The following is an 18467-nucleotide window of genomic DNA, read 5'->3' on the forward strand; positions in this document are numbered from 1 at the left end:
TAAATATGAGCTCAGAATTCAAGCTATTGCCGCGTTTCGACCTAGGACAAACACATCCCCTTGGCTCCAATCCGCTGGACGACTCCAAGAAGGAGAACGCAGCGATGACTAGTGATGCTGCAACAGCTGAGTCATGGACAAGTTATAACTTGCCACACATCGAAGCTCTTAAAAGCAAGGCCCACGAACCTGGAATTCCTTGGCTTGTTAAGGTTTTTCGAGTATGGCGCGCAAATAGGGCTATCGAGAAGCGCAACAATAAGACTTTTTCGAATATCGGCGTTGCCACCATCAACGCCCTAGAGAGCGGTCGTACCGACGGAAAGCGCCTAGTCATCTTCGAGAGGGGTGATGATGGGAGAGAAGAAGTGGTATTTGAGCCCACTATACCTTATCCAAAGCTTCGCCAAGAAGGTCGGCATAGCAGCCAGCAGCGATGATAAACCTGCTCGACATATTATAACTTGCCCCGACCTTCCCCCACCAGTAACTTCACTGGAATATGCCGACTTAGCTACTCCGAGCTCCGCGATAACCAGAAGCTATCTCCTCAAAGATTTCTGCACAGCCTCAGCGGCGAAGCGGATCGGGTAAACGAGCGTTCTGCCTATTGCAAGTTTGTTCTCAGGTGCATCGTCGTGTTTGTCAAATGAATGCTGATTTTTCTTTTTCTTAATCATTTTCTATTAATTGCTTAGGAATAGACAGTGTGCCACTGCTATCAATATTTAACTTTCCAGCTTCAACAGCATCCCAAAGAATACGCGTGGCGCTTTCTTCAGTAACTCCACGTCCTACGAGCGCCCCCAGAGCATGGCTGAAATCAACATCACCAGCACTAACATGATCTGTCTCTGGAAGCTTCAGATCCTCCATATTACCTCCATTTACTTGGGTGATTTCGTGGTGGGGGTGGCTGGGATCGAACCAGCGACCAACAGGTTATGAGCCCGCTGCTCTAACCGCTGAGCTACACCCCCATGAGCGATATTATACCGTAAAAGCGGCCAAGTGAGAAGTGCCGTCAATTCCCCCCACTACCGACCGTCAAGCAGCTCGCGCGTTCCTGAATGCAGCGCGCGCCATCGCAGCCCCACGCCTACTAATTTCTCCCCATTTATCATCCGACGGCTGCTCTTGCTCTGATGCATAGGCCAACATAGCATCCCCAGTACGTGTATCAAACGCTGCAAGATCACTGCGCCGACGAGGTCGTGGCTTCTCATCCGCAGGGACGTTCTGACCAGACGATAGCTGGCTATTCGAGGGAGCGTTCTGATAAGACGGCGGTTTAAGCCCAAGTGCCCATCGCGCTTCATAATATGAACAGCCTGTTTTATCGACAAGTTCATCAACCTTCTTCCACTCCTCCGCGGTCAATTCACAGTCCCACTCATCACCAACCTGCAACAGTTCATCCATAATTATTAAATATCACATTTTACTCATAAAAGCAAGGCTATCTCGGTGGCACAACCCCTACCACAAAAAGACTCCCGCATGAGCGAGAGTCTTTGAGGCACCTGTTTGTTTGATACCATTGTACCGGTAACCAGGTGTATAATGCAAGTGCTTATTTCTTCTTTTTGATCGTCAAAAAGCCGTTGCGTGGATTTTCGGTAACGATTCGATCATCTGGCAAGTCGCATGGCTCGCCCTTGGCGTTCTTTTCAACCTTGGCGAAAAAATAAATCGTCTGCGTTTTGCCACCGCGCAGCGTGACTTCGGTTTTATGCAAGTAGTATGTAATGCCTTTTGAGTTTGTGTGCTTATAAGCCATTCGTATACCTCCTGTTAGTATTATACTATTCTAGATTAGCGTCTCTGTTAACCCCTGTCAAGCCTAAAGCGGTTTTTGACGATACCGAAGCAGCAGTTTCAGTACCGCCAAAACTACCAGTCGAGCAATGATAATCAGCATAATTACCCCTGTTACCACCAATGACCAGCCAGCCAAGTCCGATGACCAGAGTGGCGGCACAAATGTCTGATAATACGGCGCGGTGGATGGCGGCGTAAATTTGAGGTCAAGTGACGAGGCGGCCGGGTACTTCGCCCATTCATCATTGATGCAGCTGACGTAGCGCGGGTCGGCCGTAGCATAAAATCGCCCCCAACCACCAGCCTGTGCTCGAGCGTCGCAGACTTGGCGGACTTTGGCGACCGTGTCGTTGCTGGAACGAGAGGCTGACTTTGACTCAAATTCTTTCCAGGCCGCCTCGTAGGCCCGCTTGTACGAGTGCTCCAGAGCGATGCGTCCCGGGTCGGCGTTCATGTGCGCGACCACATAGCGCTGCAAGTCATACACCCGCCGCTCCAGCGCCCCCTCGTCGCCCTCCTTGTCGGCGTTGATGACGGCGTCACGGCGCTCGATCATGCCAATATTATTTAGCCTGAGGAATGTCGCACTGACAAACGACGCCATCACCAGTAAAATGACCAGCTGCCATGTCTTGATTTCTTCCAGCCGCCGGATCGCCCGACGCGTGCCTCGCTTATCTACCATTCCCCACCTTTCTCACCTCATTATACCAAAGATACTAGGTGAATGCGACACGGGGCTAGCGTCGGTGGTATAATGACGCTATGAGGATTTATTTTTCAGGAATTGGTGGTGTAGCGATCGGGCCACTAGCAGAAATGGCCATCGGCGCTGGGCACGAGGTCTGCGGCTCTGACCGGGCAGCAGGTTTAATGACGGAGGCGCTCAGGCGAGCCGGCATCACGGTGTCGTTTGATCAGTCAGGCGAGTTTTTACGTAGCGAACATCAGCGAGAGCCCTTTGACTGGTTCGTGTATACGGCGGCCCTGCCGGCGGATCATCCAGAGTTGGTACTAGCGAGGCAGCTGGGAATTCGCACCAGTAAGCGTGACGAGCTACTCGCTCAGATTATTGCCGACAAGCAGCTCAAGCTCATCGCCGTCACTGGTACGCACGGCAAGACGACGACGACCGGTATGCTGGTGTGGACGTTGCAGCAGCTTGGCGTGCCGGTGAGCTACCTGGTTGGCTCGACGCTTAGTTTTGGCCCAAGCGGTCGATTTGATCCGGCTAGTCAGTTTTTAGTGTACGAATGCGATGAATTTGACCGCAATTTCCTCCACTTTTCGCCGTGGCTGAGCCTCATCACCTCAGTTGATTATGACCATCCCGACACCTTTCCAACGCCAGACGATTACCGAGCGGCGTTTCGGCAATTTGGCGAGCAGTCGGCGCGGGTGATTGCTTGGCGAGAGGACGCTGACGTATTTACTCCGGCCAATGTAACGGTGCTTGAACAGACTGATCCCCAGATAACGCTGACTGGCGAACACAACCGGCGTAACGGCACGCTGGCAACACGGGCGGTGATGCTGGTGCGAGAGGCGGCTGCCCTTGAGATTGAGGCTGAGGCGATTATCACGGCGCTCAATGCCTTTCCAGGCACCGGCCGGCGCTTTGAAAAACTAGCTGACAATCTCTACACCGATTATGGCCATCACCCGTCAGAGATTGCCGCTACGCTGCAGTTGGCTCATGAACTCAATGACCGCGTGGTGCTCGTCTACCAGCCACACCAAAACATTCGCCAGCACGAGGTGCATGAACGCTACACTGATGAGGTTTTTACCCATGCCAGCGAGATATATTGGCTGCCGACGTACTTGACCCGCGAAGACCCGAACCTGCCGGTGCTCAGGCCGGAGGAATTGACGTGCCAATTGACGACGGACAAGGTACATATCGCGCAGCCGGATGAGGCGCTGTGGCGGGTAATTGAGCAGCAGCGAGCACGCGGCGCGCTGGTGCTCGGCATGGGTGCCGGGACAATCGATGGGTGGCTCCGCGAGCAGTTAGGCCGCAGCGCTTGACCACGATTCGTCTATTCGTCAGACTCGCCACCAAGCGCCGCCCGGATATCGTCATACGAAAATCCTTGACGGGCTAGATACACCATGAACTTTTGCTGATCACCAGCGTATTTATAGCGTTTTTTAGCGATAATTTTTTGCAGCTCCTCGTCATCGGAGCGGATATTTTCGCTAACCAGCTGTTCTATTGTCTCGCGGTCAATCCCCTTTTGTGCTAACTCTAATTTTAGCCGCCTGACACTGGTGCCTTTCTGTAAAAAACGATGCTCCAGCCAAAAGCGAGCAAACTTCTCATCATCGAGGTATTTTTTTTCAATCAGCCGCGCCAGCACCCGCTCGGTAATTTCCGGTTTCACGCCTGGACGCTCAGTAATTTCACCAGTCTTTGGCGAGCGCTTTTTGGTCGGCCTGGTTTTACGCCACAAATAATCGCGCAGTTCTTTAACCGAGCGCGGCCGTGTCAAGCAATATTCCATGGCCCGGGCGTATAACTTACCAAACTGGCTCTCGTCCTCTAGCGCCGTCAATTCGTCGTCGGTATATTCGCGCCCGACCTTCAGCCCCAGCTCGCCCACTTGAAAGACATCGAGGCTAAAGCGATAGGTGCCGTCAACACTCACGTTAACGCGGTTTTTATCGCGAGCTTGGAGGGAGATGTCAGTGATTTTCATAAAAATATTATAACGCGAAGACGGTGAGCTCGCTACTGGCAAAGACTACTCGACTACTTCGACAACCTTACCGTGCACGCCGTTGTAGCAAGCAGCAGCACGCGGCTCGGTGATGACCGGTAGTTGCCCTGGAATAGCGCTCATATTAACGTCGTCAAGCGTACCGGCCTCGACGCAACCAAGCGTGATGTGCGGGCGGAAGCCATCGACATCCAGCCCCGGATGAATACCATCCAGTGCCGCGAGTAATTGCTGGCGCGCCTCAACCATCCAGGCAGTTTTCTGCGTGCGTAGCTCCACCCAAACACAGCCCGCCTTATCTGGCAGGAAGTTGACTCCATCAAGCGCCAACCTCCCGAGGGCCGGCAGTGCTGCAGCGGCTGCTTTGAGGCGTGGCATATCTTGCTCAGTCACGTTAATCAGTGTCACGTGTGGGATAAACTCACCAAAATCAAGGTTCATTTCCTCTGACAATTCTCGAAGATACGCATTCTGCTTATCATCAAAGACCAGGCTGACTGACGCCATATGTTTTTCGACTGGATATGCGGTTTCTGCTGCGCGCATTAGTTTTCTCCTTCTTTTACTTTCTCCCGAACCTTCTGGTCAATCTCCGCCAAAACCTCAGGATGTTCTTTCAAATATAGCTTGGTTTTATCACGGCCTTGACCAATGGTCTCGCCGTTATATTTGTAAAAGGCGCCAGATTTTTCGACAATGCCGTGCGTGGCTGCCAAATCCAGAATATCGCCAGTTTTAGAGATGCCTTCGTTATACATAATGTCAAATTCAGCGATGCGGAACGGCGGCGCGATCTTATTTTTCACCACCTTGATCTTGGTACGATTACCGAGGATATCGTCACCAACCTTGATCTGCCCAATCCGGCGAATATCCACCCGCTGCGAAGCGTAAAACTTCAGCGCGTTACCGCCCGTCGTGGTCTCAGGATTACCAAACATCACACCAATTTTCATGCGAATTTGGTTAATGAAAATCACCGTGGCTTTCGATTTGTTGATGATGCCGGTCAGTTTACGCAGCGCTTGGCTCATCAGCCGTGCCTGCAAACCCATATGCGAATCACCCATGTCGCCGTCAATTTCTGCTTGCGGTGTCAGTGCCGCCACCGAATCCACCACGATCAGATCCACCGCATTTGAGCGCACCAAGGTTTCGGTAATCTCCAGCGCCTGCTCACCGTTGTCTGGCTGCGAGACCAGCAGGTTTTCGGTGTCCACGCCTAGGCGCTTGGCATAGCTCGGGTCAAGCGCGTGCTCAGCGTCGATGAACGCCGCCGTGCCACCCTGCTTTTGAATTTCAGCAATGGCATGCAGCGTCAGGGTCGTTTTACCGCTAGACTCCGGACCATAAATCTCAATGATACGACCTTTCGGGTAACCGCCGCCCAGGGCCAGATCGAGGCTCAGCGAGCCTGACGGAATCACTTCAACATCAACTTTATGTGCCTCACCGAGTTTCATGATTGAGCCATCACCAAACTGCTTGGTGATTTGATCCATAGCCAGGCCCAGCGCTTTTAACTTGCCGTCATCAGCCTTTTTCTCTGGTACCTGAGCCGTGCCAGTTGCGGCGTCTGTTTGATGTTTGTCATCGGTTTTCGCTGTGCTAGCCATACCTCTCCCTCCATTATCTTATGCTGTATAGTATACCATAAATCAAGCGCCTACCGCGAGCGGTGAAACTTTGCTATAATGGAATCGTATGAAACGACAAGCAGGCTTTACGGTGATCGAGGTGCTGGTAGCGATTATATTTCTCGGCGTAGCCACGGCGGTGGCGTTCACCCAGCTGGTGACGATCCAACGCGAGCACCAAAACGACCGGAAAAAAACCGCTATCAATGCCATGCATTACAGCCTCGAAGAAGCCTATTACAAGCAGCACGGCTCTTATCCGGAAAAGATTACCGACGAGACACTACCGACCATGGACAAGGAATTACTCAAAGATCCGAGTGGTAAAAAGCTTGGCGACAATGGCAGCGCCTATCGCTACGAGCCGACTAATTGCCACAGCGGTAAATGTAGATCATATTCGCTCAGGGCCATGCTTGATGGTGAGGCGGATTTCGTCAAAGACAGCCGCCACAAATAGCTAAATCATAACCAAACTAATCGTAACAGACTGGCCGGCCGTTTTTGAAGGCTTCAATGGCGTTGTTGAGGATGGCCACTTGGTGCTTGGGATTGGCCACGTAATGAAAAATATAAGTCGTCTCCTCACCCTCAGTACTGAGGCGAATGGTACCGTAGTTAAAGATTGTCTGGGCGATGCCGGCCTGGAAAAAGCTGGCATCCTCGATACTACCGAGGCTGACTGTTTGCTCGTGCCGAACGAAGAGGCTCTGTTGGATTTCCTGGATGACGCTTTCATTAGTCATGAAAAAATGATTTTGTAGATACACCCACAGGGTGATCGCGCCGCCGAGCACCACCAAGGCAACAAGCAGCAGCGCAATACCTAGCACTGCTCCCGGATTCACCGCCGGAAACAGCGGAATATTAGCGGTCAGCGACGAGAACGAGGCCGCAAATACCAGCAGCACGACGACCAACAGGAGGGTGATGGCTGTAGGAATAACCATACCGATCGGGTGACGCTTGATGTCGAGGATGACATACTCGCCTTCGCTGAGATTGAGCTGCGGATAATCACGAACGGACTGGTCGTGACGCGCCTTGGTCTCTGGGCTGACTGCGGGAACGGTCGGCTCAATCGGCCGCGCAGCATGAATAACGTTCGGCTCATTTGCGTACTGGGCACGGATCTGCGGATTGAAATTCTGCCCTTCAATCATCTCTGGCTGGATGGTGACGTGCGAGGTTGGTTGTGGCTCAATCGGTAGCGCGGTCGTCACCGGTGGCGGTGTCGCGGCAGCCGGCGGATGATGATACAACGGCCGACCGTCAGAATCATACGCAACCGGCTGGGTATAGTCAGGCTCAGGGTTAGTCTGGTTCGGATTCATTAGTTCTAGTATAGCATATCGGCCGGATTATGCGACGTCACGGGCATGTTTTGTCCGATTGTTATGACGTGGATTACGCTGCGCCACCCGCCGCAGATCCTCGTGCGCATCAAACTCGTCAATAATCTTATGCCCCAGTATCCGCTCAATCACGTCCTCCAGGCTGACGATACCAACCGTCTCGCGAAACTCATTCACCACGATGAACAAGTGATGCCGCACTCGCAGAAACGCCGCCAGCGCGTGTTGCAATGTCTGATCCTCGCGGATATAATACACCTTTTTCTCCATGACGGTTCGTGCCCGCTTGCTCGTCGACGAACGGTTAATTGTCAATAAATCCTGAATGTATAGCATCCCTACCACATGATCAATATCACCCTTGATGACCGGAAAGCGGCTATGTCCGGTCTTGTGCAGCGCATCCAATACCAGGGGCCCTAATACCTCGTCCTGATCCACCGTATCAATCACACTACGCGGTGTCATCACCTCCTTGACCGGCACCGTATCAAACGACAGCACGCCAATGACCATCTTTTTCTCATCCTCGCTAAGCGCCTCACCCGCCTGCTCGACCATAGTGACGAGCTCTTCTTTTGACTCAATATCATAGCCGTCATTGGGCATCGGTGCCACCGAGCGAATCATCGCAAACAACGTCGGAAACTTCTCGATCAGCGCCAAAATTCGCCCCTCATACCGCTCGTAAAGCCGCTGGGAATATTGTTGCCATAGTGAAATCCGCGCCAGTGCTCCTGCCTCCAATGCGATGGCTAGCGAAATGATAATACCCAGTAGCCAATGAAACAACTCCACACCGATGACACTGAGCGTCACCAGCAGCACCGCTGCGATCACCCGCTGCAGCGAAAAAATATCCCGCATCAGCGCATGTCGCTTCAACAAATGCTGCGCATCCTGATCACCGCGGCGCGCTCGCCGCTGCAGCTCAAACTTACTGTGTGACGAGGCCTGCGGATGGACACCCATCACGATGAGCAGCAGCACGAGGATTACGACATACAGGATTCCTAGCAAAATATCGCTCATGCTGTTCATTGTATACTTTTTATGCTATAATAGCCAGAGTTAATTTGGAGGAAATATGAACGGAAAAACCTGGGCTATCTTTGCAATCGTTGTCGCGGCTGTCGTCGGCGGTATGATTTATCTGTCAACACAGAATCGTTTGAACGTTAGTGATATCTCAAATGACGCAGCTATGCGCATCATACCGGCCGAAGCGCGCACTGGTGACATCAGCGAGCACACTATCGGCAACACCAATGGCAAAGTTGTGATGATCGAATATGGCGACTACCAGTGCCCGGGCTGCCGCACCGCTGCACCAGAAGCCAAGCGCGTGGCCGAGAAATACAAGGATCACGTCGCGCTGGTCTTTCGTAATTATCCGATCCCGTCGCTCCATCCAAACGCCCGAGCGGCAGCGGCGGTCGCCGAGGCAGCTGGGCTGCAGGGCAAGTTCTGGGAAATGCACGACCTACTCTACACCAACCAAGGCGCATGGAGTAATGCCCGCGCCAAAGAACGCACCGACGTCTTCAGTAGCTACGCCAAGCAGCTGGGCCTGAATGTTGATAAATTTAATGCTGACCTAGCCTCCGGTGCTGTCACAAAGAAAATTGACTTTGATGTGGCGGTCGGGCGACAGTTACAAATTGATGGCACACCAACCTTTTTCATCAATGGCAACAAGCTTAACCTCGGTGACGCTAGCTCTATCGAAAACGCCGTCAAAGACGCCCTGAAAAAAGCCGGTGTCGCAGTTGATGAAGCAAAAAAATAACATCAAATTGATCAAAAGCATTAACTAGTGTCCAAGTAAAAATCACCCCGGTGCCTGTGGGGTGATTTTTATGCCGTCCCTTTTTAGGACATGCGCACTTATTGTGCTATGTATGTTTGCCATTTGGCAGGCACCACATCCACTGCGACCTTTTTGCGTCGACTCGTCGACACAACATTGATTGCTATTGGCATGTGTTTCGTACTCCTTTGTACTAGTGCAGCCTCACGCGCTTCGACCTTTATTGCCCACTTTATTTATAAGCAGCGACATGCTTCGGCGCGAGACACATCAGCCATGATAGCAAAGACTGATACGAACGTCAAGCAGAAGCTACCTCTGATCTGAACCCTGATACCAGCCTCAAAACAGGCGCAGCCGCTTGGCGAAGATATATACAATACCGATGAGCAGCACCGTAAACCCGGTAATCACCGGATAGGCCCACGCCTCGCCCTGAAACGGTAGGGCAATGTTCATGCCATACATACCATAAAACACATTCGGGATGGCCAGGAGAATGGTGATGGCGGTCAAGACTTTCATCCGCTGGTTGAGGACATTGTTGGCAATGGTTGAATAGGCGTTCTGGATACTGGTGATGGTCTGGCTGTTGGCGGTAACCATGACCAGTAATTGCTTGACGTGCAGCACCAGATCACCCAGCGCCTCGAGGTCACGCACCGTGAACAGGCCACGACGATTGAGCGCTAATTGGCCGAGCACGCTCGCCAGCCCCTCGAGACTCGAATGAAATTCGTTGAGGCTATCTTCGATGGCCACAAACTCGATAAAGTCAGCGTTTTTCACCTCGTGGCGCGACAGCCGGTGTCTGGCGGCAGCGATATTACCAGCAAGGTCATGAATCTGTTGTTCGTACGCAGCCACCGCACAGGCGATGGTCGCTGCGAGGAGCGCACCAGGCTTATCGGTCGTGGTCGTGAGAAACGGCTCGGCGGCTTGTGGCGAGAAATTATTGGCAGGATTAATCGTTACAAACTGGGTTTTCGACACAGCAGCCAGCAGCGGTGCGGTTTTTATAACATCGTCTCGAACAAGCGGCAGCCGCACAAAGACATACTCAATGCCGCCGCTATATTCCATCCGCGGCAGCTCGCGCACATCGGCCGCGTCACGGACGATATTTTCATCGAGGCCGAACTGCTCGGCCAATTCATCTGGACATAGCGTACCACTGACATGTGCCCACACGCCACGATGAAACTGATGTGTCTGTCCTAACGAATCGCTCGAACATCGCCGCTCAAAGTAGCCCACCGTCATGAGAAAATTATACCCCAAAAAATACCACTCTGGCAATTAGCCGCGCAGTCGCTTTTCCCTGACCGGCATTACCGCAATCATCGCAACAACCATCAGCCCTGAACTGATCAAAAATACCTGATGCAGACCATCGGTAAACGCATGGAGAATGACACTGGTAAATTCATCCTGCTGCCGGCTAAACTGCTGTTTTGCCTGGGCCTGAGCCGGTGCTGGTAGCCGCTCAAACTCTTGAGCTGCCGCCTTGGCAATCGTCTCTTTTTGAGCATTCAGCCGCAGCAACACATCAGCGTTCAGCTCACCAGATAGCATCTGCTGGGCAGCCGGTGAGCGCTGTAAACTCTGAATATATGGCAGCTGATGTGGATCGCCAACATGTGCTAGGATGCCAGCGGTTAATATGCCCGATAATACTGCCGCACCAATTGTCGAACCCAGCCCACGGAACAGCTGCACGCTGGACGTCGCCGCACCGAGGTCTTTTTGCGTAAACTCATTCTGCACCGCCAAGGTCAAGATCGGCATCGCCGCGCCGAATCCAAGCCCAACAAATACCGCCACGATAGCTTCGTGCCAATATGGCGATTCTGGCTGTAGAATTGTTAGCACGGCGACACCGACCGCCGTTAGCCCAAAACCGGCCACTATCCAGTGTTTATATGCACCGGTTTTAGCAACCAGCCGACCGATAGTTATCGAGCTTGTTATACTGCCTGCTACCATCGGTAGCAGCATCAGCCCAGCCTGCGAGGCAGTGGCGCCAAACACCTGCTGATTGAATTGTGTTAGATATAAAATCGCCCCCATAAAGGCCGCGCCAAACAGGCTAGCCGCCGCCATAATCAAACTATATGTCCGATTGGCAAAGAACCGTAGCGGCAGAATCGGCTGTTTGGCTCGCCGCTCGATCAGCACAAAACTCAGCGCCGCCAGTACTGATATCGTCAGCAGCACACCCTGAATCAGCACTAGGCTAACACCACGCTCGATTAGTCCCTTAAAGATCATCTCTGTGTTGTCTACCGCCAGCACCAGTGTCGCCAGAGCAATGGTGATAAACAGCGCGCCGAGGTAATCGGGCTTGTGCGTGCGGTCATGCTTGATCTGCGGGCAGTAGCGAATGATGAGTACGGTAGCGATCACGCCGATCGGCACATTGATCAAGAACGTCCAGCGCCAATCACTGACCATGCCAAATAGCGACACACCATCTGTCAGCCAACCACCGATTAACGGCCCAGCTACTGAACTCATCCCAAAGACCGCACCAAACAGTCCTTGCCATTTACTACGTTCCTTTGGCGGAAAGAGGTCGCCGACAATGGTAAAGGCGTTTGCAGTGATGATACCGCCGCCGATGCCCTGTAGCGCCCGCCACGCAATCAACCACTCGACCGTCGGTGCCAGACCACTCAGCAGCGAGCCGATGGTAAAGATACTCACCCCGGCGAGCAGTAGCGGTTTGCGGCCATACATGTCGCTCAACTTACCAGCCAGCGGTACGGTCACCGTGGTGGTCAACATGTAAGCAGTCACGATGAAGCCAAGCGATGAAAAGCTATTAAATTCCTTGACAATCGCCGCCAGCGCTGTCGAGACAATGGTCTGATCCAGCGCCACCAAAAACAGTGCGCTCATCACCGCACTCATGACGATTAATTTATTTCTGATCGATAATTCGTGTAGCATTGTTACCTTTCACGTTATTCAAGTATCAGCAGTCCATAAATGTAAGAACTCTCCAACTACTCAGTACGGTCTACCCTACACCCAAGTGTAGTATTTTACGCCGGACGGGCGGTGGGTGTCAAGCCGAGCTGCCGCAAGTGACACCGTGCCGTGAAGCCTATCACCCAAACCACCCCGATACCTGCAATGCAAAATAGCCGCAATGACATTCTACGGCAGCAGCCTTATAGCGTCGTATCCTTTTTATAATTTTTCTTAGCCTCTAGCAAGCGGCGATTTTGTTCAACTTTATCTTTGATCTCAAAAATTTCAACTGGATACTTTTCATCTAGTTTAGCAATTTTTGCAGCAACTGCTTCGGAAATATTGATATCAAATCGGTCGGCAAATTGAATCGCATAGATAATGATGTCAGCCAGCTCGCTTGCCATATCTTCTTTTGTGCCAATATGCGTGTCGTTCCATTGAAAATATTCAAGCAACTCATTGACCTCCAACGATAACGAAATTGCTAAACCACGTGAATCCTTCGTCTTATCCCACTGACGAGCACAGACGTGACTCATTACTAACTTTTGTACTTCTTCAAATGTCATGCTGTCTCCTTTGTCTATTGTCACGTCTTATAGTGCTACTGATAGCTCAGTCCCAACCCAGCCTCGCCAAAACTCTTACTTCACCAGTCGTAGTCGCTCAACCAGCCAGTCTCTTGGCAAAATCGACAAGAACCAGCCAGCGCGCGGGCCGGAGTCTTTGCCAATGAGCACGCGGTAGATGGTGGTGAAGAGCTCTCGCGGTGGCAGCAAACCACTTTCCTTGTAGGCGTAAATTGTTTGATGAAACCAATTACCATCAGCCTCAGCCGGCGCCCCGGCGATGTCGTCAGCCAACCGCCGCAAGTATTCTTTTTGCTCTGGCGAAAACTCATCGGGATGTACCTCGTCCGCTAGGCGAAACTTCAATGACTCAGGCGCCCATCGCTCCAGCCACCGACTGACATAGCCTAGTTCTGTGATGATCACTGCTTCTTCCTCATCGACGATGCGGGCGTATTCCGGACTGCGTCGCAAAATTTCTACCGTTTTTGCCGTGTCGCACAGCGCCGCTTGGTATGAAATGACCAGATGCGAGAATGGAATTGAGCTGACTGCGGGATGATTCAGCCCGTCAGTACACAAGAATAATAGCTGTTCGTCGAGCTCATTTTGTGGATGCTGCTTCATTGTTGCAAATTCGTCAACCAGCCGCACCAGGCTATCGGTCTCGTCAAAATACAGTCGCTTGGCCGGCGAATACCGGAGCATGAAATAGCGCACCACCTCAGGTGGCAGCATATCGATAACATCATGCGCGTTCACGCCGGTGCCCTTGCTGGCACTCATCTTTTTGGTATCACCAGTGCGATTGATAAAATCATACGGCACTGGCACTGGTGCATCAATGTCATAAACCTCGCGGGCGATCCGCTTGCCAGTATCATACGAGCCGCCCTTCGTCGCGTGATCACGACCAAACGGCTCAACATCAACACCGAGCAGCCACCACCGCCCCGGCCAGTCCAGCCGCCAGTCCAGCTTCACCTGCCCGTCGTCATACCGGACCGTGTGCTCCGAGTCATCGTGGCTACGATAGGTGATCGTTTTAGCATCGCTATCCATGCTGATAAACCGACGATTTTTCAGCCGACCATGCTCCATGATTTGAATTGGTGACCACTGATCGTCCAGCTGCCGGCCCGATACTTCCTGGATGGCGGATTTGGCCTTGTCGATACGGCTCAGCGAGCGCTCGATGGCCGGCACAAAAAACCCGCTCCGATACTTATCGCTAGCATAGATCACGTCCATGGTGACGCCAATTTTATCAGCACTGTCAAGAAATGGCTTCAGGCAAAAATCCCCCACGAACCGTACCGATCATCTGGCGAGGGCACCGTGCAGAGCGGCATACCCAAGTACTGCTCGTAACTAGCTGGCAAATTAACCGGTACTTTACGAAAGGCGTCCAGGTTATCCGAAACGTGAACGTGGCGCGCCCGAATGCCTGCTTGCTTCAGCGCCCGCACTACGGCGTCAGCGATAACGATTTCGCGCAAATGCCCCACATGATACACCCCCGACGGTGACGCACCCGAAGAAACGAGTACCTCTTTATCCACATTTCGAAACTGATCGACAATATCATTAAGCCACTTCATATGTGCTATTATACATCATGAATATTATTCTGCACATTAGCCCAACCATTCGCCTTATGAATATGCAAAAAGCAGTTATCTTATTCGAGAAGATCCGCGACTTGCCCTACGGAACAAGTGGTAATGATGGGGTGTGGTCGTGTTACCAAAAATGCGTGTATTTACAGCGAGAATTACAAAAAGTTGGCATAGCAAGCCAATTGTTGATTGGCGTATTTAATTGGCAGGATTTACCAATACCTGATCGTATTCTTAAACTACGTCAATGTCGAAACGAGCGACACGTTATGCTTCGTGTATTTATTAATGGACCAGTCTGCGACATTGACCCATCAGTTGATAACAAACTCGTATCAATTTTACCAATATCTCAATGGGATGGAGTTTCTAGTACGATAACTATGGCACCGCTCAAACATCTGCGAATCTACCAACCGTATTCACTACACGAGCGTATTTCGTCGCGATTGCGACATCAATTCTTCGGTTGTAATCCTGAGAAGTTTTACACTGAACTTGATTCGTGGCTAACAGCATATAGAACTAAGTCTGGATTAACAGAATAAGAGCAGGAATGGTAGCTACCCTACCGCTAACTCTCAAATTTCATTCCCACCGAAACAGCTTGATCGCGGCGATGTAGATAACGAGAGTCCAGGCGGCGACAGCACCGATTTGCGGCAGGGCCTCGATGAAACTGGCATGCTCAGTCATGATCAAACGGAAACCATCAGTAATCGGCGTCATCGGGATAAACTGGGCGGCACCGCGTAACCACTCTGGGAACATGTACAGCGGGAAGAATGCACCAGACAAGAACATCATCGGGAAAGAAAGTAAGTTGCTCAGCGGTGCGGACTGATTTTCGTTCTTTGCCCAGCCACCGATCATGAGACCCATACCTACCATCATAAAGGCCGCCAGCACCGCCATAAGGACAAAGAGCCCCCAATCGCCGCGCATATTAAACTGGAACATCAACATGCCAACGACAACCATCATAGTTAGGCTAAGCAGCGAAATAATCGTGTAGTGAATCGCCATAGAAATAATCAGCTGACCCGAGGTAAACGGCGCCGCACGCAATCGGCGGTAGGAGCCACGCTGCTTTTCGGCCGGCATCTGATTGGCCAGGCCAAAGATGCCCATACTCATTAAACTAAATGCCAACAGTCCAGTAAAGGTATAGTCAAATGGCTTCAACCGCTCGTCGCCGACCGCTTTGCCCGCAGCCTTGAGCGGTGCCTCTGGCTGGCCCAAATGCTTATTTATTTCATTGGCAATCTGGTTCATCACCGCCGTCAGAGCGCTACCAGTTTGCTCGGAACCTTTGGCGTACAGTACGTTGATTGTGCCAGTCGGGCGAGCATCTCTGCCCTCACCCTTCACTTTACCAAAATCGCTTGGTAGTTCAATGATACCGTTTAGCTCCGAACGCTTCATCTTCTCACGAGCCTCGTCCATATCCTTGACGTCTTTAATTTTAAGAATCGAGTCTTTGGCGTTATCTTTGGCACCTTTAACGAAGCCTTTGGCAAATTCCGTCTGCGAATTATTGATAATCGCGATGTCAAAGCTAGTCGATTGATTATTAAAAATCGAACCGAACACCAACAAAAAGATGAGCGGAAACAGGAAGGTAAAGAACAGCGACATTTTATCACGGATGAAACGTTTTTGCTGGGCGCGTACTTGCCCGAATACACCAGTCCAATATTTTTTCATACTAATCCCGAATCGCCTTTCCTGTTAAGTCAATAAATACGTCTTCCAAATTGGCCTGCTCGACAACTTGCTTTTTCTTGAAACCGCGCGCCAATAGCTGCTGGATCAGATTGTGCGGCGTGTCAATGGTGATGATTTTACCATTATCCATAATCGCCAAGCGGTCGCACAGCAATTCAGCCTCGTCCATGTAATGCGTGGTCAGCACGATAGTAATACCTTCGTCGCGAATCTCTTTGATCAAATCCCAGAGATTGCGGCGCGCCTGCGGATCCAGCCCGGTCGTCGGCTCATCGAGGAACAGCACCGTCGGATTATTGACCAGCGTCGACGCAATGGCGAAACGTTGCTTCTGCCCGCCTGAGAGCTGCTCGACATAGCTTTTGGCTTTGTCGGTCAATTGCACCTTGGCCAGCAGCGCGTCGGCGTCGACCGTTTGTCCGTACAGGCTGGCAAACATTTTCAATTGTTCGCGCAAGGTTAGCTTGTCGTAAAACATTGTCGATTGCAGCTGGATACCGATGATGTTTTTAATGTGCTTCGGCTGCTTAGCAACATCTATTCCGTCGATGGTCGCCGTACCGCCGTCAATCGGCCGGAGAGCCTCCAGCATCTCTAGCGTCGTCGTCTTGCCGGCGCCATTCGGGCCAAGGATGCCAAAGATCTCGCCTTTCTTGACCTCAAACGACACGCTATCGACGACATTCTTGCCATCGTATGTCTTGACGAGTTGGTCAACTGTTATGATTGGTTTGGGTTGAGCCATACAAACTCCTTTCCGCGCTCTGTTTTAGCACCGCATACCTTAGCGATAGAATGACTCCCTGCCAGCCTATCTTTAGTTAGTCATTATAACACTCTGCGTGAGGTATGCAACCCGGGAGGACTAGCCAAGCCGACACGATACCGTTATACTAACCATATGCCAAAGAAGCCCCACCTCTCCATCACGCGGCCGCGCAGTCGCCTCAAGAAACGGTACGTATTTGCACTGGTGCTGATACCATTAATCGCTGTTTGTATCAGTCTCGGTGCGCTGTATTGGCCAAAAATTACTCATAAACTTCACTCGCTGAGGGTGGCCGGCAGCATTGATCCATCGCGCGGCGAGGCGACGTTCCCGCAGATTGATACCACAAATTTACATCCGACCCGGCAAAAAATTATCAGCCTAGCCAAAACCGAATTCGAAGCACAATCCGCCGGCACCAAGTTCAGCCAAGGCGTCCGTGAAGCGTGGTGCGCCGATTTTGTGAGCTGGATCATGCAGCAGGCGGGCGCGCCGCTAAAGAATCCGCACACTGGCGGCTGGCGTATTCCGGGAACGTTTACCTTGCGCGAATATTACGAAGCGGCCGGTCGCTTCAAACCTGCTAATTCCGGCTACCAACCGCGTCCTGGCGACGTGGCAATTTACCGCAATTCACCGGTGTTTGGTGACCACACGAACATCGTCTTGAAAAATGACGACGGCGTTTTGACCACCGTCGGCGGCAATGAGGCGAACCGCATCCGCGTGTTCGTCAACCGCGATAAGCGCTACGATGGACTGCTGGGATATGGCGTGCTGGCAGAATAAGCCTATCCCGTCTGATGCGGGATCGCCTCGCCTAACCGAGTCGCCGCATTACGCCGCGTGACTTGCCGCTAGCAGAAACGCCACCAATGCATCGGGCTGCTGCTCAGCCAGCCAGGTTACGGCGTCAACGATAGCATCCTTGTTTGTGCCACCATTTTTGAGCTCCTCGAGGAGGCGCTTGACCGTCCGCTGCGTCTGGCCATCATACCGATCGAGGCGCATTGCCTGAGTGACTTGCTTGACCTGCTCGTCGCTGAGAGCAACGTAAGGCGAGACCACTTCGTGCGCATGCTTGGGACTGCGCTTGGCAGCTTCGGCTTTGCGCTGGAGGTTTTCGAGGCCTTCAATCGTTGCCCGCATCAAGGCCTCCGCCTCGTCCATGCCGCGTTGATAGGCCTGGGCGAATTCCTCAGAATTATCCCCACCTTCGGAAACGATCGCCGGCAAAAACTCGATCCGCATCACTCGGTGCATATAGGCGTCACCCATTTCCTCACCGGTCGCCATCACCTCACTCCACCAGGCAACAAACCGCGAATTCTCAGGATCATGCAGCTCGCGCATAGCCGGTAGCTGCGCTAATTTATCCTTAAAAAAGTGAATTAGTTTCTTGATGTCCATGTTGCTTTATTATACCCAAAAACAATGGTAAGCACAAGCGCCATCCC

General features: G+C 52.0%; 23 protein-coding genes and 1 tRNA gene. 6 read left to right on the plus strand and 18 right to left on the minus strand.

Translation table 11 applies throughout. The features are described from left to right. Window positions 1-5 precede the first annotated feature (5 nt). Complete coding sequence (locus tag GWK77_04060; GenBank protein QHU93312.1) at window positions 6-440, plus strand: hypothetical protein; 435 nt, start codon at window positions 6-8, stop codon at window positions 438-440. Window positions 441-672: 232 nt separating this feature from the next. Here GWK77_04060 and GWK77_04065 read toward each other — a convergent pair whose 3' ends face one another. The 5 genes from GWK77_04065 to GWK77_04085 all read right to left on the minus strand — a co-directional run bounded on the left by GWK77_04065 (window position 673) and on the right by GWK77_04085 (window position 2506). Next, entirely contained in the window at window positions 673-876 is a 204-nt protein-coding gene (locus GWK77_04065; GenBank protein ID QHU93313.1) for a hypothetical protein, read from the minus strand. Window positions 877-904: 28 nt separating this feature from the next. Then, a tRNA-Ile gene (locus GWK77_04070) sits at window positions 905-980 on the minus strand. Between the two features lie 67 nt (window positions 981-1047). Further along, the gene (locus tag GWK77_04075) at window positions 1048-1422 is read right to left on the minus strand and encodes a hypothetical protein (GenBank protein ID QHU93314.1); all 375 of its coding nucleotides are present in this window, start codon (window positions 1420-1422) and stop codon (window positions 1048-1050) included. A 151-nt stretch (window positions 1423-1573) separates the two neighbouring features. Continuing rightward, entirely contained in the window at window positions 1574-1780 is a 207-nt protein-coding gene (locus tag GWK77_04080; GenBank protein QHU93315.1) for a hypothetical protein, read from the minus strand. A 63-nt stretch (window positions 1781-1843) separates the two neighbouring features. Beyond that, complete coding sequence (locus GWK77_04085; protein ID QHU93316.1) at window positions 1844-2506, minus strand: hypothetical protein; 663 nt, start codon at window positions 2504-2506, stop codon at window positions 1844-1846. Between the two features lie 80 nt (window positions 2507-2586). On the opposite strand from GWK77_04085, the gene GWK77_04090 reads away from it, so the two are divergent. After that, window positions 2587-3852, plus strand: a complete 1266-nt coding sequence (locus tag GWK77_04090) for a hypothetical protein (GenBank protein ID QHU93317.1) — start codon at window positions 2587-2589, stop codon at window positions 3850-3852. Window positions 3853-3863: 11 nt separating this feature from the next. Here GWK77_04090 and GWK77_04095 read toward each other — a convergent pair whose 3' ends face one another. From GWK77_04095 to recA, 3 genes are read right to left on the minus strand one after another with little or no spacing between them, the layout of a single operon-like run. Beyond that, on the minus strand, window positions 3864-4523 hold the full coding sequence (locus GWK77_04095) for a hypothetical protein (protein QHU93318.1): 660 nt from the start codon (window positions 4521-4523) through the stop codon (window positions 3864-3866). 45 nt (window positions 4524-4568) lie between these two features. Next, the gene (locus GWK77_04100) at window positions 4569-5090 is read right to left on the minus strand and encodes a hypothetical protein (GenBank protein ID QHU93319.1); all 522 of its coding nucleotides are present in this window, start codon (window positions 5088-5090) and stop codon (window positions 4569-4571) included. Continuing rightward, window positions 5090-6160, minus strand: a complete 1071-nt coding sequence (gene recA / locus GWK77_04105; GenBank protein ID QHU93320.1) for a recombinase RecA — start codon at window positions 6158-6160, stop codon at window positions 5090-5092. The genes GWK77_04100 and recA overlap by 1 nt, the downstream gene beginning before the upstream one ends. Before the next feature lie 88 nt (window positions 6161-6248). Here recA and GWK77_04110 point away from each other — a divergent pair, with 88 nt between their 5' ends. Then, a complete protein-coding gene (locus tag GWK77_04110) occupies window positions 6249-6641 on the plus strand; it encodes a prepilin-type N-terminal cleavage/methylation domain-containing protein (protein ID QHU93321.1) in 393 nt (130 codons plus the stop codon). A gap of 16 nt (window positions 6642-6657) precedes the next feature. Here the strand turns inward: GWK77_04110 and GWK77_04115 are convergent, their stop codons facing one another. Continuing rightward, entirely contained in the window at window positions 6658-7515 is an 858-nt protein-coding gene (locus GWK77_04115) for a hypothetical protein (protein ID QHU93322.1), read from the minus strand. Window positions 7516-7542: 27 nt separating this feature from the next. Then, complete coding sequence (locus GWK77_04120; protein ID QHU93323.1) at window positions 7543-8568, minus strand: CBS domain-containing protein; 1026 nt, start codon at window positions 8566-8568, stop codon at window positions 7543-7545. Window positions 8569-8740: 172 nt separating this feature from the next. Here GWK77_04120 and GWK77_04125 point away from each other — a divergent pair, with 172 nt between their 5' ends. Then, a complete protein-coding gene (locus tag GWK77_04125) occupies window positions 8741-9325 on the plus strand; it encodes a thioredoxin domain-containing protein (protein ID QHU93432.1) in 585 nt (194 codons plus the stop codon). 363 nt (window positions 9326-9688) lie between these two features. On the opposite strand, the gene GWK77_04130 is transcribed toward GWK77_04125, so the two are convergent. The 5 genes from GWK77_04130 to GWK77_04150 form a co-directional block, all read right to left on the minus strand. Continuing rightward, window positions 9689-10609, minus strand: coding sequence for a hypothetical protein (locus GWK77_04130; GenBank protein ID QHU93324.1), 921 nt, complete (start codon window positions 10607-10609; stop codon window positions 9689-9691). A 36-nt stretch (window positions 10610-10645) separates the two neighbouring features. Further along, the gene (locus tag GWK77_04135) at window positions 10646-12298 is read right to left on the minus strand and encodes a DHA2 family efflux MFS transporter permease subunit (protein QHU93325.1); all 1653 of its coding nucleotides are present in this window, start codon (window positions 12296-12298) and stop codon (window positions 10646-10648) included. A gap of 224 nt (window positions 12299-12522) precedes the next feature. Continuing rightward, the gene (locus GWK77_04140) at window positions 12523-12894 is read right to left on the minus strand and encodes a nucleotide pyrophosphohydrolase (GenBank protein ID QHU93326.1); all 372 of its coding nucleotides are present in this window, start codon (window positions 12892-12894) and stop codon (window positions 12523-12525) included. 75 nt (window positions 12895-12969) lie between these two features. Next, window positions 12970-14202, minus strand: coding sequence for a lysine--tRNA ligase (gene lysS, locus GWK77_04145; GenBank protein QHU93327.1), 1233 nt, complete (start codon window positions 14200-14202; stop codon window positions 12970-12972). After that, complete coding sequence (locus GWK77_04150) at window positions 14184-14495, minus strand: hypothetical protein (GenBank protein ID QHU93328.1); 312 nt, start codon at window positions 14493-14495, stop codon at window positions 14184-14186. The genes lysS and GWK77_04150 overlap by 19 nt, the downstream gene beginning before the upstream one ends. 17 nt (window positions 14496-14512) lie before the next feature. Here GWK77_04150 and GWK77_04155 point away from each other — a divergent pair, with 17 nt between their 5' ends. After that, the gene (locus GWK77_04155) at window positions 14513-15061 is read left to right on the plus strand and encodes a hypothetical protein (protein QHU93329.1); all 549 of its coding nucleotides are present in this window, start codon (window positions 14513-14515) and stop codon (window positions 15059-15061) included. A 40-nt stretch (window positions 15062-15101) separates the two neighbouring features. Here GWK77_04155 and GWK77_04160 read toward each other — a convergent pair whose 3' ends face one another. Continuing rightward, window positions 15102-16220 (minus strand): ABC transporter permease, encoded by a 1119-nt coding sequence (locus tag GWK77_04160; GenBank protein QHU93330.1) that lies wholly within the window; start codon window positions 16218-16220, stop codon window positions 15102-15104. Window position 16221: 1 nt separating this feature from the next. Then, on the minus strand, window positions 16222-16986 hold the full coding sequence (locus GWK77_04165) for an ATP-binding cassette domain-containing protein (protein ID QHU93331.1): 765 nt from the start codon (window positions 16984-16986) through the stop codon (window positions 16222-16224). Window positions 16987-17142: 156 nt separating this feature from the next. Between GWK77_04165 and GWK77_04170 the strand changes: the two genes are divergently transcribed. Beyond that, complete coding sequence (locus tag GWK77_04170) at window positions 17143-17799, plus strand: CHAP domain-containing protein (GenBank protein QHU93332.1); 657 nt, start codon at window positions 17143-17145, stop codon at window positions 17797-17799. A gap of 48 nt (window positions 17800-17847) precedes the next feature. On the opposite strand, the gene GWK77_04175 is transcribed toward GWK77_04170, so the two are convergent. After that, window positions 17848-18420 (minus strand): hypothetical protein, encoded by a 573-nt coding sequence (locus tag GWK77_04175; protein ID QHU93333.1) that lies wholly within the window; start codon window positions 18418-18420, stop codon window positions 17848-17850. Between the last annotated feature and the right edge of the window lie 47 nt (window positions 18421-18467).

Source organism: Candidatus Saccharibacteria bacterium oral taxon 488 (assembly GCA_010202645.1).
Lineage (GTDB): Bacteria > Patescibacteriota > Saccharimonadia > Saccharimonadales > Saccharimonadaceae > Nanosynbacter.